The sequence below is a fragment of the Butyrivibrio sp. WCE2006 genome (assembly GCF_000701985.1).
Lineage (GTDB): Bacteria > Bacillota > Clostridia > Lachnospirales > Lachnospiraceae > Butyrivibrio.
Genome location: NZ_JNKH01000062.1, coordinates 1 through 13,704, shown reverse-complemented (window position 1 = coordinate 13,704; position 13,704 = coordinate 1). Strand labels below are relative to the sequence as shown.

At 38.4% G+C, this 13,704-nt stretch carries 9 protein-coding genes; 5 read left to right on the top strand and 4 right to left on the bottom strand.

Going from position 1 to position 13,704, the window contains the following annotated elements; genetic code table 11:
- The first annotated feature begins 605 nt into the window (after positions 1-605).
- Positions 606-1,802 carry an ATP-binding protein gene (locus tag T501_RS18625; RefSeq protein WP_044916932.1) on the top strand — a complete coding sequence of 399 codons (1,197 nt, stop codon included), beginning with the start codon at positions 606-608 and terminating at the stop codon, positions 1,800-1,802.
- Positions 1,803-2,033: 231 nt separating this feature from the next.
- Here the strand turns inward: T501_RS18625 and T501_RS20520 are convergent, their stop codons facing one another.
- The 3 genes from T501_RS20520 to T501_RS18610 all read right to left on the bottom strand — a co-directional run bounded on the left by T501_RS20520 (position 2,034) and on the right by T501_RS18610 (position 6,186).
- Entirely contained in the window at positions 2,034-4,868 is a 2,835-nt protein-coding gene (locus tag T501_RS20520; protein ID WP_050008410.1) for an Ig-like domain-containing protein, read from the bottom strand.
- A 702-nt stretch (positions 4,869-5,570) separates the two neighbouring features.
- Positions 5,571-5,750: a helix-turn-helix domain-containing protein gene (locus T501_RS18615; RefSeq protein WP_044916930.1), complete on the bottom strand. Its 180-nt coding sequence runs from the start codon at positions 5,748-5,750 to the stop codon at positions 5,571-5,573.
- Entirely contained in the window at positions 5,740-6,186 is a 447-nt protein-coding gene (locus T501_RS18610) for a KilA-N domain-containing protein (RefSeq protein WP_255347460.1), read from the bottom strand. Before T501_RS18610 ends, T501_RS18615 begins: the two co-directional genes overlap by 11 nt.
- Positions 6,187-6,370: 184 nt before the next feature.
- Here T501_RS18610 and T501_RS18605 point away from each other — a divergent pair, with 184 nt between their 5' ends.
- The 3 genes from T501_RS18605 to T501_RS22780 are packed head-to-tail and all read left to right on the top strand — an operon-like array spanning position 6,371 to position 8,242.
- Positions 6,371-7,561 (top strand): AAA family ATPase, encoded by a 1,191-nt coding sequence (locus T501_RS18605; protein ID WP_044916926.1) that lies wholly within the window; start codon positions 6,371-6,373, stop codon positions 7,559-7,561.
- Positions 7,562-7,792, top strand: a complete 231-nt coding sequence (locus T501_RS22285; protein WP_242845576.1) for an RloB family protein — start codon at positions 7,562-7,564, stop codon at positions 7,790-7,792.
- 3 nt (positions 7,793-7,795) lie between these two features.
- Positions 7,796-8,242 carry an RloB family protein gene (locus tag T501_RS22780; protein WP_334291532.1) on the top strand — a complete coding sequence of 149 codons (447 nt, stop codon included), beginning with the start codon at positions 7,796-7,798 and terminating at the stop codon, positions 8,240-8,242.
- A gap of 162 nt (positions 8,243-8,404) precedes the next feature.
- Here T501_RS22780 and T501_RS18595 read toward each other — a convergent pair whose 3' ends face one another.
- Positions 8,405-10,105, bottom strand: coding sequence for an AAA family ATPase (locus tag T501_RS18595; RefSeq protein WP_044916924.1), 1,701 nt, complete (start codon positions 10,103-10,105; stop codon positions 8,405-8,407).
- 486 nt (positions 10,106-10,591) lie between these two features.
- Between T501_RS18595 and T501_RS20515 the strand changes: the two genes are divergently transcribed.
- Positions 10,592-13,704 (top strand): hypothetical protein (locus T501_RS20515; protein WP_442856394.1); only part of this gene is annotated, 3,113 nt, incomplete at its 3' end.

Here is a 13,704-nt window from a genome sequence, read left to right as displayed (position 1 = left end):
AGCTGTTAAGAAGGGAATGAAGGTTACAGTTAAGAAAAAGTAATCGAATTTTTCTAACCCAAATAGCTGAATGAGCAAAGAACTCTAAGCTAAACGAATAAGAGGGATTACGGTTCATATCCAGATGGACTGTAATCCCTTTTTTCTTCGTTAAGGAGTATCATAATTCTGTGTGAGCATCAAACTAATACTAAATGATTATTCAGGCGAATAAATGCAATGTTTTACATCGTGAGAAGTCAAAATTTGTAATGATTAAATTTGCTTTCTTAAGGCATAAAACCATATATTAATACAAACTTAAGATGAATTTGTCCCCATACCGTGTTATCTTGACACAGCATGCAAAATGCATATCAAATTCTTTTTACCTGATTACCGGATGATCTCCGGATTTTTCCATTAAATGCATTTAAATAGTGAAAAAACAGAGGCTACTATTTCAAAGTTGATTAAGATATTTTTTATATTATTAACAAAAACATGCATGAATAGGCGGCTTTTACATAGAGCAGTTATCGAATGATAGTTGCTTTTTGTTTCGCAAATATTAAAATTGTTTAAATTTGCGAAATGGATTATACTGTTTATGAGGTAAAAAAATCATGAAACTAATTCAAAGAAATTACTATTTAAACGTCCTTCTGGCGGTAAAAGATATTCCGGATATTAAAGTTATAACAGGAGTTCGTCGAAGCGGTAAATCAAAACTTATGGACGCGCTCATTAATAATATTGCGCAAGAAGAATCTGCGAATATAGTACGTATTAAGTTGAATCTAAAAAAGAATGAAACTCTACTTGACGGAGATAAGCTTTATGCGTACATCGAACAGCAATATGATGCAGAAAAGAATAATTATCTATTTATTGATGAAGTTCAGATGTGTGATGGCTTTGAAAGGGTTATTAATAGTATATATGAGGAAGAATTGTATGATATATACCTTACCGGATCTAATGCATTCCTGCTTTCAAGCGACCTTGCGACATTGTTTGGAGGAAGAGTATTTGAAGTAAAGTTATATCCGTTTTCGTTTAATGAGTATTTGAAATATTTTCCATCTAATGATGTGGACGATGCATTTGATGATTATGTCAAAAAAGGTGGTATGGCTGGTTCATATTTATATAAGACAGAAGAAGATGCCAGAAAATATGTCAATGGAATATACAGGACCACCATCACAAAGGATATAGTAACAAAATTTAAAATTGAGAATGAAGATCTGCTTGTTATGATAGGCAATTTCTTGATGGACAATGTGGGCAATCAGACTTCTATAAGAAATGTTGCAAAGAAACTAACATCCGGTACGTATAAAACAAACGACAAAACCGTTGGTGCTTATATTGATTATTTGTGTCGTTCGTTCTTGTTTTATCCAATTCAGCGATACGATATTAAAGGGAAAAAATACCTTGAGTCAGATAAGAAATATTATCTTTCCGATTTGTCATTTCGTTTTGCAGAATTAGGTACCAAGGATGCTGATTATGGACATCTTTATGAAAATATAGTTGCACTAGAGCTGCTACGTAGGGGATACGAAGTATATGTTGGAAAACTATACGAGAAGGAAGTTGATTTTGTTGCTATAAAAGAAGGCGAGAAGCTGTATATACAGGTATCTGATGATATTTCGCGAGAAGAAACGTATAAAAGAGAACTATCGCCTCTTATGAGTATAAAAGATGCTTATCCGAAAATGATTATTGCCAGGACAAAGCATGATGAGATTCAGCATGAGGGTATAAGGATAATTGATATTGCAAGATGGCTTTCTGCTTCGCAAAAATAAAAATATATAAAAATTGCGAAATAAAGCCATTGGATCTGTCGAGATTCTGATTGTATTATATATCGAACTATGACGGCCTAAAGCCCATCCGCAGTATCTGGATCTGCATGGACGCTGATGACACCGAAGACTCAATCAACCGCATAAAAAGGGATTACAGTCCATTTGGATATGAACCGTAATCCCTTTTATTAGTTTAGCTTAGAATGTCAGTCAGTTGGGTAATCGAAATTACTTAACTGTAGACTTCTTGTGAGCCTGCTTCTTGATCTTGTTGATGAGCTTGGTCTTATATTCGCCCTTAGCGCCCTTAACCTTGATTGTAGCCTTCTTCTTGGTCTTGAGTGCGCCCTTGCCGATCTTAAGCTTGCCCTTCTTGTCGGTCTTAATATTGATCTTCTTGAACTTAGCGTTCTTGCGTGCGTTCTTTCCGATCTTCTTAATGTTCTTGCCAATGTTGAGAGTCTTACCAGTTGCATCCTTAAGAGCTTCAGGAGCGATAGATGTTACCTTATAAACGTTACCGCTGCGATCCTTAACTTCTTCAGGAATAGTAACTGTAGCAGAAGCCTTGTCTGTAGCTGTTCCCTTGAACTCAACTTCGCCGGCACCAGCTGTTGCATTTGTTACAACGTATCCAGTTGTTGTACCGTTAGCATCCTTAAGTTCGTTACCTACAGGTGCAGGTTTTCCAGCTTTAGAACCGTCGGACTTAGCTGCTTCTTCAGCTGCTTTCTGCTCTTCAGCTTTCTTCTGTTCCTCAGCCTGTTTCTGCTCTTCCTGCTTCTGCTCCTCAGCCTTCTTCTGTTCTTCAGCTTTCTTAGCTTCCTCGGCCTTCTTCTGTTCCTCAGCCTTCTTAGCTTCTTCAGCTGCTTTCTTTTCTTCTTCAGCTTTCTTTGCTGCTTCCTCGGCTGCTTTCTTTTCTTCCTCAGCCTTCTTAGCTGCTTCCTCAGCAGCTTTCTTTTCTTCCTCAGCCTTCTTTTCTGCTTCAGCCGCCTTATCCTCAGCTGCCTTCAATGCTGCCTTAGCTGCTTCCAGATCACTAGCGTCTACTCCTGCTTTTTCTGCTTCTGCAATAGCATCTTTAGCTGCCTGAATATTATCAACTGTAGGATCTGCCTTTGCTTTCTCTGCTGCTGCATTTGCTGCTTCAATAGCAGCTGCCTTCTTCTCTCCTTCAGTATCTTTAACTGTAATAACTGCAACTTCTGTTCCAATTTTCTCTGATACAACTTCACCGGTAGCTATTGTTGTATTTTCTTCATAAAGCGTTACAGTAACAGTAGCTTTACCAGCTGCCACGCCCTCAACTGTTGCCTTATCATCGTTTCCTTCTACTGTAGCTATTTTGGAATCATCTACTGACCAAGCATATACATACTTAAAAGTATTGGTGGCATTATCGGGGCTAATTATTCTTGTAGTAGTTGTCTCAAGCGTTGCAGTTTCTCCTACTTCTATTTCTGCGTCCTTTGTATCAAGTGCAAAACTTCCTTCTACAATAGAAACCTTAAATGATGTTTCTTTTGCATTTACTTCGTCTTCATTTTCATCAAGATATACACCAGATACTCTAACTGTTGTTGTACCTTCCTTAACACCTGTAACAGTAATAGTTCCATTTGAAACCCTTACAGTTGCTACAGATTCATCATCTGATTTTGCAGTGAGTTTTACGCTTGTTTTTGAAGCTGAAGAACCAGGAGTAATCGAATCATCATTTGTTGTTATTGTAGTAGAGCCTGTTCCCTTAATACCAGTAGATACTTTCTCATCTGCTGCAATAAGTTCCAAACCAGCACCAGTTGCTTTAACATTTACTGTAGCAGCATATGAACTTGCACTAGAAGAACTATACCCCAGTTCTGCATCATATGTTGTACCAGATGTTAGACTTAAGGCTATATCATCTTCTTTTAGTGTAGGATGCGCCAGTTTCACTCTATCAACAAGTTCCTTAGAAACGGCATACACTGCAGTTCCTGCTGTATTTCCTACTGCAGTTAATGTTGCAGACACACCATTTTCATCGTTAGTAGTAACTTTCACCTTACTACTATCTGAAGATACCCAATAAACCTTCTGATCTACAGCATATGATCCGGCCAACGCTGCTACACTTGCATCTAAAGATACTGACGGATCATCATTTGTAAGTTCTATAGGATCTGAACCAACAGTAGTTTTGCCATTCTTAACAGTTACTTGACCAGGTCTTCCCACAATGTCAAGATTGAGCACATCTGAACTTTTTACAGATTTAGTGTCACCAGTCTTGTATTCATATGTAGCAGTAATCCTTGTTGATCCAGACTTCAGCGGAGTCACTTGTCCGCTCGAATCTACTGTGGCAACACTTTTATCTGATGAATCATAAGTAATTGTTGCCTGAGTTGTCGAACTATCCTTACCATTTCCCAGCAACTCTTTTGTTGCATCTGGGCTAGAAGCACCAACCTGATAATAAACATCCTTTCCATTATAGGATTCTATAACTAAAGGCGTTAATTGCAATTTGTCTGTCGTTGAGCCTGCTAGTAATGCATAGCTTCCATCATCTTTTTTTCCGTATGTAAGAATCGCTGTTGAATCTATCGTTCCTTCATCTGGATCAGCTATCGCAATCTTTGTCGCCTCATTTGTATCCAAAGTACCAATGGTAAGCACTGCATTCGCAACTTTTCCGTTTTGTGATGTTCCAATAACAGTAGTAGTTTTGTTTACTAGGCGCTTTCCAGCAATCACGTTTCTGTCTCCAGAAATAATGGCGCTTAGCTCATCGTCCGGATCTATTGTAAAGGAAATCGCATCCTTCGCATCTCCCGATGCTGAATAACTCACACTTGTAATATTTTGAGACGTTGTCTCAGTGCCCTTTACGTAAGCATTTTCACCAACTACCAATGTATCAGACGGAAGCGCATCAGTTGTATTTTCCTTAAAAAACGCAATTGACAAGTCACCATCAGCGGCCAATGCTGTCATAGGCATAGCTACCGCACTTAAGTTACTTACAGCCAGTGCACCCGTCAGTGCCCATGACCATATTCTTTTGTTTTTCTTCATAAAGTTTTCTCCTTTCATATGAATTGTGTTTGTCCTTTGTCGCGACAAAGTCAGGAGTTTTACCCCTGAGAGAATTGGCGATTTTTCGTTAATAATTTGTGAGCAATAATCGTTAATTCTCTCAGAAATAAAAGTCGCTGAATTTGCCGAGGCTTTATATTGAAAGTCAGTGTTTTTCTGGCTTTGCAATTCGTATACTTCAAATAGATATTTATGTGTACTTTTGGAAAGGAATTGCTGCAAATTTGCAGAAATGAAGAATCGACAAAAACTTTTTACAGTTAATTGGGCAGAAATAGTAGAAGCGATATAGCGAATATCATGGAATATTCATGTTATCCAAGTGGCTTTGCATAATATATAACGTAATCACAAAGGACGTGCGTGGTATGTAGATAATTCTAATAGGAGATTATTCTGTAGGGATTGAGCGTAGAAGTTCTGGATTTAATAAACATGTTTTTGTTACAAAGAGCGTTTAGAGCAGATTTGTTGTGATGGATATAGACTATTATGAGCGTATTATGAGGAAAATTGCTGAAGCCACTCTCCGTCAATAGAAAAAGGGACATCACTCCACAACGATGTCCCTTGTATTACTTGATCAATAACGAAAAAGTATCAGTCTATGGTTGGGGTGAATTAAATGAATTCGAAGTTGCAGAACCATATACCTGACAGATTTTCCAGTGAGGCAACATTCTATTTTTGATATTGCTCACGTTCCATATATATGATTCGTGAGAGCATGTATACAACATAATCAGGGGGAGTTCTTACCCCTTGCTCCCAGTGGGATAGTGTTCCTACTGGGATGTGGAACTTCTTGGCGAATGCAGCCTGTGATAATCCAGTAATTTTTCTCAATTCTTTAATCAGCATCTTTGTCACCGCCTTTCAGAAGGTTTGGATTAGTATTACCAAGATTTCTTTTTGCAGCATTATTTTTAAGGATTTCCGTTTGTTTATATGCCACAGAACGCAGTTTTTGTAAACGTTCCTGTTGCGATAATCCCTGAGAAATCCAGGATGCAAACTCAAAAGCAATATCAGAATGGGCATACGTTCCTCCGTATTTGCCGGCTTTTGATATTATCCCCTTAGCCTGCATTCTTTCAATCCACTGCTTCGGAGTCATTATAAGTCTGCCGCGTTCATTTCTAACCGATTGGAATTCCAATCGGTTAAAATCATTCGAATTATGAATTTCTTCCCAGACTGCGAGGAAATCGATTGTTGAATACGAGCTCATCCAGTTAGTAATAACCATCCTGGGATCTTCAGAATTCTTGTATTTTGCTATATCTGTAAGGCTGATGTAACTATCATCAGGCTCAGTACCTCCAATAACCCCTATTTCTATTCCATTAGCGTTAATTTATATGAAGAATATCACTATATGCTGCTTATGCCAAAATTTATGTGAAATTTCCGTAATTTTGTTGACGTAACATGCATAAAATGTTATTTTATTATCATAGGAATAATAGGAGGTTCAAGCCGTGCTAGTTCAGTTTTCTATGAAGAATGTTTTGTCTTTTAAAGATGAAATCACTCTTGATATGACATCCATACCAGCATATAAGGAACATCAGTACAATCTAATCCAAGGAACAAAAGAAAAGTTCTTACGAGTAGCAGCAATCTATGGTGCAAACGCAAGTGGAAAATCAAACCTCTACTATGGTATACAGATGTTCCAAAATATAGTTATGCGCTCTATGAATGCCGTCGGTGAGATTGAGGATAACATTCTGGAAAAATATTATAATCCCTTTGCTTTTGATGATGATTTCTCTCCATCTGAATATCAAATTATTGTCTGTGATGATTCTGCAGAATATAGCTATGGATTTGAGTTTGATGATAAAGAAATTATTAGTGAATGGTTTTATGTCCGGGATTTTGAGAGCAATCGTAAATCAATAATTTTAGAACGCAGTACTGAAGCAATTAAAATGGGGGCTTCGATCAGAAGAGAATGTGACCGATATAAGAATCAGATTTCAAAAGAAGCTCTTGCCCTAACCTTTTTCAGCAGATTATCTCTAAAAACAGAAGTATTTCACAAAGTATTTGCTGAAATTTCTCACATGATGATAGTAGATACTCGCTTTTATGAAAATCCCCGTGTTATGGAACGATTTCTGCCAGGTGTAATTGATAATAATAAAGATGAGCTCATCAGGTTTCTCACTGCTATTGATACTGGTATCAGGGATATTTCATACGATACAATCGACAAAAAGATAGAGTTTTTTACATATCATAATGGTAAGAATCAAAAGAAATATAAGCTAAATCTGTATAGCGAATCGCAAGGTACCTTAAAAAGTATAATTATTTTTATTATTGCTTCTTCAATCATTATGCGAGATGGAATTATGATCGTAGATGAGTTGAATATTAAGCTGCATCCTCTACTTCTTAAATTTGTAATTGATTTATTTAACAATAAGGATTCTAGTGCCCAGCTTATTTATACAACACATGACACAACTCTTTTGGATCGAAAATTTTTCAGAAGAGATCAGATCTGGTTTGTTCAAAAAGATGATTATGGGTATTCCAGCCTTTCTGCCTTATCTGATTTCAAGATTCGTTCTGATGCATCGTTTGAAAAAGACTATTTATCCGGAGTTTATGGAGGAATCCCTTCATTATCTGACTATAATGTGGAAGCAGGTGATTGAATGGGAAGCGATGATATTTTTAAAAAGAGACGGGCCGATAGAAAAAAGCGTACCCATGATTTTAAAACGCCTAAGGTAAACTCGTTTCTTATCATTACAGAAGGTGAAAAAACTGAGCCTTATTACTTCAATGGTCTAAAAAAACAAATCCTTGAACAAATTGGTGGAACTGTTGATATTATTGAAGTTCCGGAAATTGACATTTATGGACAGGGATCTTCTACTGGGTGACTAATCGAAATTACAGAGGAATGTGTAAACAAGGCGAAAATTATCTACCAAAACATTTGGGTTATTTTTGATAAAGATGATTTTCCGGATTTTGATTCTGCTATTGCCACAGGAAAAAGCAAAGGATATTCCATAGGTTGGAGTAATCAAAGCTTTGAATACTGGATTTATCTGCATTTTAGTTATAGTGATGCAGATTTACACCGGCATGAATGGAACAAAAAACTTAACGAGCTTTTCAAACAATATAATCTGTCTGCAGACGGATATGAAAAAAATCTAAAAGATTTATACGATCTTCTGGATTCTATCGGTGGCGTTGATGCAGCAATCAAAAATGCAAAACGCAGGATGGAGAATTTCAGAGATGGAATTGATACTCCCTCATCATACGCACCTGGTACCATGGTATACCTTTTAGTTGAACAACTTAAGGCTTATTTGAAATAAATATGGATAATCAAACTTTTTGAGGGTTTGCCAAGCGTTTTGAGGATCTGACTCAAAATGATTGACCCTCAAAAACTTTGAATACCCCCTTTTTAGCAGGATAGATAGTATAAATGAAGCAATTAAGAATATAAGTGTATTCCTAATTGCTTCATTCTATGCTTATTTCTTCTTGATCCTGCACCTCTTTTTATAGCAGGCGATGCCATAGCTTATGATCGTGTCCATGCCGGCATCATACAATGCCTGTTCATAATCGCGGTTTTCAATCTGACGTAAAGCTTCGTCGCAAAACTGATCCAGCTTTTCATTTTCTGCATACTTTAGTTCGATGATTACACCGACCCTTTTTTCAGGTGCCTTAATGAGTATATCGGCAAATCCGTCCCCTGACTCCCTGTTGGAAACCACAGCCCTTGTCACTGCGCTTAATAGTCCCAGAAGATAACCATGATAGAAATTTTCCTTCATCTCTTTTTTGACGTTTATATCTCTGATACTGATATGATTTATGAGATAGTCAGAAAAAATCCTTTCAGCTTCTTTATCGTTTCCTTCTATCAGCGCATCAAACAGATGGTATGCATCATCAGATTTCTCTTTGTTTTCACGCTTAACAAAATCATAGATATTGTTTTTCAGGAGCAGATAAATCTCTCTGTTGGGGATTTTTAGCTCATATTGACCATTTTCCATTCTGACAACCTGAGTCAGATATCCGGTCATATATAAAACGCTCCAGATATTATCAATCGACTCGTTGATCTCTCTGTATGTTAATTCAGTATGTATATATTTTGAAATAGAGTCACCGGAAAGAAGCGATTCTATATCATGTTTTGTCTGATCATCAGCTCCGGAAATGAGATTCAGAAGCAGGTCATTACTGCTTGTGTTAGCCCAGTATAATTCCGGCAGAGCATTTTTATCAGTCCTAAGAGTCTGAATGTAGTTTATTACATCCCAGGGACAGTACACGCTCATATTTCCGAATTTATATCCATCATACCATTCGCGGATGATGTCGTTTTTGTCACGGATTCCATAATAATCAAGTATCTCAGAGACTTCGGATTCGGAAAAACCAAACCACTCACTAAATCCCACATCAGAAATGGACTGGACTCTCAAATTGTTAAGACCGGTAAAAATGCTTTCCTTAGCAATTCTGAGACATCCTGTTAATACTGAAAATTTGATACTGTCATTACTCTTAAGCGCAGCGCTGAGTATGTCTCTGACCAAAGATGCCATTTCATCGTAATAGCCGCCATTGTGTGCTTTATCAAGCGGAACATCATATTCATCTATCAGAAGAATTACTTTTTGATCGTAGTACTTCTCAATTATGTGTGTAAGATTCATCAGGCTGTTTCTGAGAACACTATCATCCATGACAAACTCGCCATCTGATATTTCAATGAGAGCTCTGTATAGAGCTTTATCTTCATCTGTAACAGCTCTATCATCAAGTACAAATTTATATCTGAGAGCTTCCTTGCCTATCACCGCTTTTATCTGGGTCTTCGCTTCACTGATATTGTTCCCTGTAACATCTTTTAATGTAATGGAAACAACAGGATACTGTCCCATATATGCATTACAGATATCCTGATATTGTGATATTTTCAGATCTTTGAACAATGCTTTTTGTTTTTCTTTATTCTGATCAATATTGAAAAAGCTCTTGAGCATGCTCATGTTCAGCGATTTTCCAAAACGCCTTGGTCTGGTAAAAAGTGTCACCTCATATCTGCTCTCAACAAGTTCTGCAATTAGTCCTGTCTTGTCGATGTAATAATAATCACCATCTATTAACTTTTCAAAACTATCTACACCTATGGGTAATGTCTTAGTATTCATATGAAGTCATCCTTTTGGAATTGTGCATCTCTATCTTAATCAATATCTGAAATAGCCGCAAATCTTTATGATTGTCAGTTCGATGCTTCTTATGTCTAGTTTAGATTACACAACCTTAGAAAACAATAAGCTTTTTTGAATTAAGCATACGGCTAATAAAGCCCAATAATATTTGGAAAAAAATCCATAGAGGCGGGTACCCTGAAATGCAGGAGCCCGATATGGATTGGGCAATGTTTTTTTAATCACAATATTTTCAATAAATACACACATAAATATCTATTTGAAGTATACGAATTGAAAAGCCAGTAAAACACTGACTTTCAATATAAAGCCTCGGCAAAATCAGCGACTTTTATTTCTGAGAGAATTAACGATTATTGCTTTTAAAATATTAACGAAAAATCGCCAATTCTCTCAGGGGTAAAACTCCTGACTTTGTCGCGACAAAGGACAAACACATTTCATATGAAAGGGGAAAACTTTATGAAGAAAAACAAGAGAATATGGTCATGGGCACTGACGGGTGCACTGGCTGTAAGCAACTTGAGTGCGGTGGCGATACCGATTACGGCGTTAGCTGCTTCTTACGCAGAAGGATGGACTATTGAGGATGAAAGTACAGCTGACAGCGCGACGTATGTTGGTGAAAAGTATGATGTGACGTATTCGAAGTCAGATTTTACAGATGAGGATAATGGTAAGTATCTTGGACTGTATGCTAAAGTAGGTACTGCGGGGTACAGTTTTTTGGCTTCGAGTGAAGCTATAGCCAATGGAGCAGCGGTTGTGACGACGACGCCCGATCAGGGTCATGAATTGACTGCTAGTGAGAGTGGAAATATTACGTATGCTGTATTTATTGGCGATGCAGTTGAAAACAATACGCCGTTTAGTGCAGAATATACACCAACTGGAAATCCTCTTGCAACAAAAGAAGTTACCATTACTGGTTTAAAACTAGGTGATTGGGAAATTACGGCGGAGAAAGACGTTGAATTCATTCCCAGCAATGCCATGAACAAATCTGAAGCGTGGACAGTTAAAGGTAATGGTGCTGAAGGGCTGGACCTTACATTGAAGGTGACAGCTAACTATGAGACCGCATTCCCTGCAGAAGTGGATTGGTTTATTGAAAATGATAAGGGTATTCCAGTTGGGGAGAATGCTTTTGTACTTAAGGAGTTTGCCCCAAGTACGAGCGCTACAACGTTTACTGAGCGCGCTACTATAGTAGTTAAGGATCATAATGATACCGCAGCTGCAGGTGCATATACAGTTTTAGCATGGGCAGATAAAGATGAAGATGATACTTATGATGAAGGCGAAGAAGTAGCAACATATCCTTTCACAGTTGTCGGAATAGCTGATGGCACAACCTTCTCAGTATTAGATGAAGATGGAAATAACGAGACTGCTGCTGAGAATAAAAAGTATGTGAATGATACTATTCAGCTTACAATGTACAACAACAAAGATGGAAGTCCTGTAAGTGCAGCTAAGTATTCTTTATTTAGCAAAGATGAAGACACGATAAGTGTTACTGAAGATGGTTTGGTTACTGGCCTTAAAGTAACCGATGGGGCATTTGTCAATGCTTCATATCCTCTCAACAATGATCTGGAGTTGTTATTTGAGAAGCCGTATAAGGCAGTTATCAGTGAGGACCCTGCTCCTGTAGCTGATGAGTATTATGCTTTTATAGTAGACGACAACGGCGAAGTGGTTGAAGATGCGGTTAATCTTGAAGCTGGAGAGACAGCGAATGTTGCTATGTATGTTTCAGAAGGCGGCGAGAGACCGAAGCCATACACTGGTAAGGTTGAATGGACGTCAGGAAATACAAATTATGCTACAGTAGATGCCAACGGCGTTATCACCGCAATGAAGGTTACTGGAGATAAGGATAACGTTAAAATAACAGGAACAGTGAAGAGCGTTGGTGCTTCTGCGTTTACAACCGTAAATATTAAAGCAATGTCTTATGTCTTCAAGGCTGATGACAATAAGATAGGTGCAACCTTTAATGGTGTGGAAGAAAAGTCATATGCTTTCTCAGTTGCTAAATCAACTGGCGAGCCTATTGAAGGCACAGTAGAATGGAATTCTTCAAATCCTCAGGTTGCTAAGGTAGATGCTGATGGTGTTGTGACAATTAAAGAGAATGCTGCTTCGCTTACAACAAAGACAACCGATATCACTGCTATGGTTGGCAAGACTCTGCTTGGCAAGGTAACTGTTACAGCGGTTAAGTCTGCAGAGACATATAAAGCAGAAGTTGAAGATGCCGAGCATACAAAGACATACAATGAAGTTGATGTGCCGGCACTATACTATGGTGAGACAGCAAATCTCGCTGCTTACGTAACTGACGAATTTGGTAATGATACACCTGTTACTGGAATATGGGCGACAGATAGTGAAGCTATTAAGATTTCAGGAGATAGTGTGGAAGTTGCTGCAGAGGTGGAGCAGGATTCAGTAGCCCCTATAGTTATCAAGTTCTGGAAGGATGCAGAATCAAAGACAGAAAAACCTGATGAACCTGATGCAACGACTAAAGTTGCTGTATTAAAAGATGTTTATGCGCTTACTATAGATGGTTCTGAGAGCGGAACATTGAATGAAACAACATGGACAGCAGATGCTTTCAATATGGAAGTTGGTGAAACAAGAGACTTCGTAGTGATGAAGGGAAGTCAGGATATCACTGATCAGATGACCTGGTCAGTTGATGACGAAGCTTCAAAGAAATTCGTAAAATTCACAACTTCTAAGGCCGGAAGACTTGAAGCTATTTCTGAAGGTATCAACGCAAAAGTTACCGGCAAGTATCCTAAAACTGGAGAAGCTAAATTAACAGTTAAAGCAACGATAAAGCAGATCCTTCCTGAGACAGGTGCGCTTGACCTTGCAAAAGAAGCAATTACAGAGTCTGGAAATGCTATAGAGGCATCAGATAAAGCTGAAGACGCAGCAATAGAAGCAAAAGCTGCAGCTGAAGCAGTTAAAGAAACTCCTACACAGGCAAAACTTGATGAAGCAAAAGCAGCTCTTGACGATGCTAAGTCTAACCTTGATAATGCGCTGGATGCATTAGAGGCAGCACAGGCTGCATATGAAGCAGCAGTAAAGGCTGGAGCTAAGAGTACTGAAGCTAAGGCAGCTGTAGATGCAGCAAAGGATGCGGTTGAAGCCGCTCAGAAAGCTTATGATGACGCAAAAGAAGTTGTTGATGAAGCCGAAGCAGCTTACAAAGATGCTAAGGATATCGTTGACAACAAGACTAAGGAAGAGCTTATCGCAGCAGCAGAGAAGGCAGCTGACGCAGCAGTAGCAAATCCTACAGAAGCAAACATCAAAGCAGCTAAGGATGCTGTAGCAGCAGCTGAGGCAGCTGGTGCAACTGAGGAAGGTCTTGCAGATATAAGTGCTAAGATTGATGCAGCAGTAGCAGCTAAACAGGCAGCTGATGACGCAGCAGCTAAGGAAGCCGCTAAGCAGGCAGCAATCGAAGACGCTAATGCAGCAGCAGATGCAGCTAAGGCAGATCCTACAGCTGATAAGATTCAGGCAGCTAAGGATGCTATCGCAGCAGC

Coding starts and splice junctions, on each gene's coding strand:
- T501_RS18625 (WP_044916932.1), top strand. CDS start 606: ATGAAACTAATTCAAAGAAATTACTATTTAAACGTCCTTCTGGCGGTA.
- T501_RS20520 (WP_050008410.1), bottom strand. CDS start 4,868: ATGAAGAAAAACAAAAGAATATGGTCATGGGCACTGACGGGTGCACTG.
- T501_RS18615 (WP_044916930.1), bottom strand. CDS start 5,750: ATGCTGATTAAAGAATTGAGAAAAATTACTGGATTATCACAGGCTGCA.
- T501_RS22285 (WP_242845576.1), top strand. CDS start 7,562: ATGGGAAGCGATGATATTTTTAAAAAGAGACGGGCCGATAGAAAAAAG.
- T501_RS18595 (WP_044916924.1), bottom strand. CDS start 10,105: ATGAATACTAAGACATTACCCATAGGTGTAGATAGTTTTGAAAAGTTA.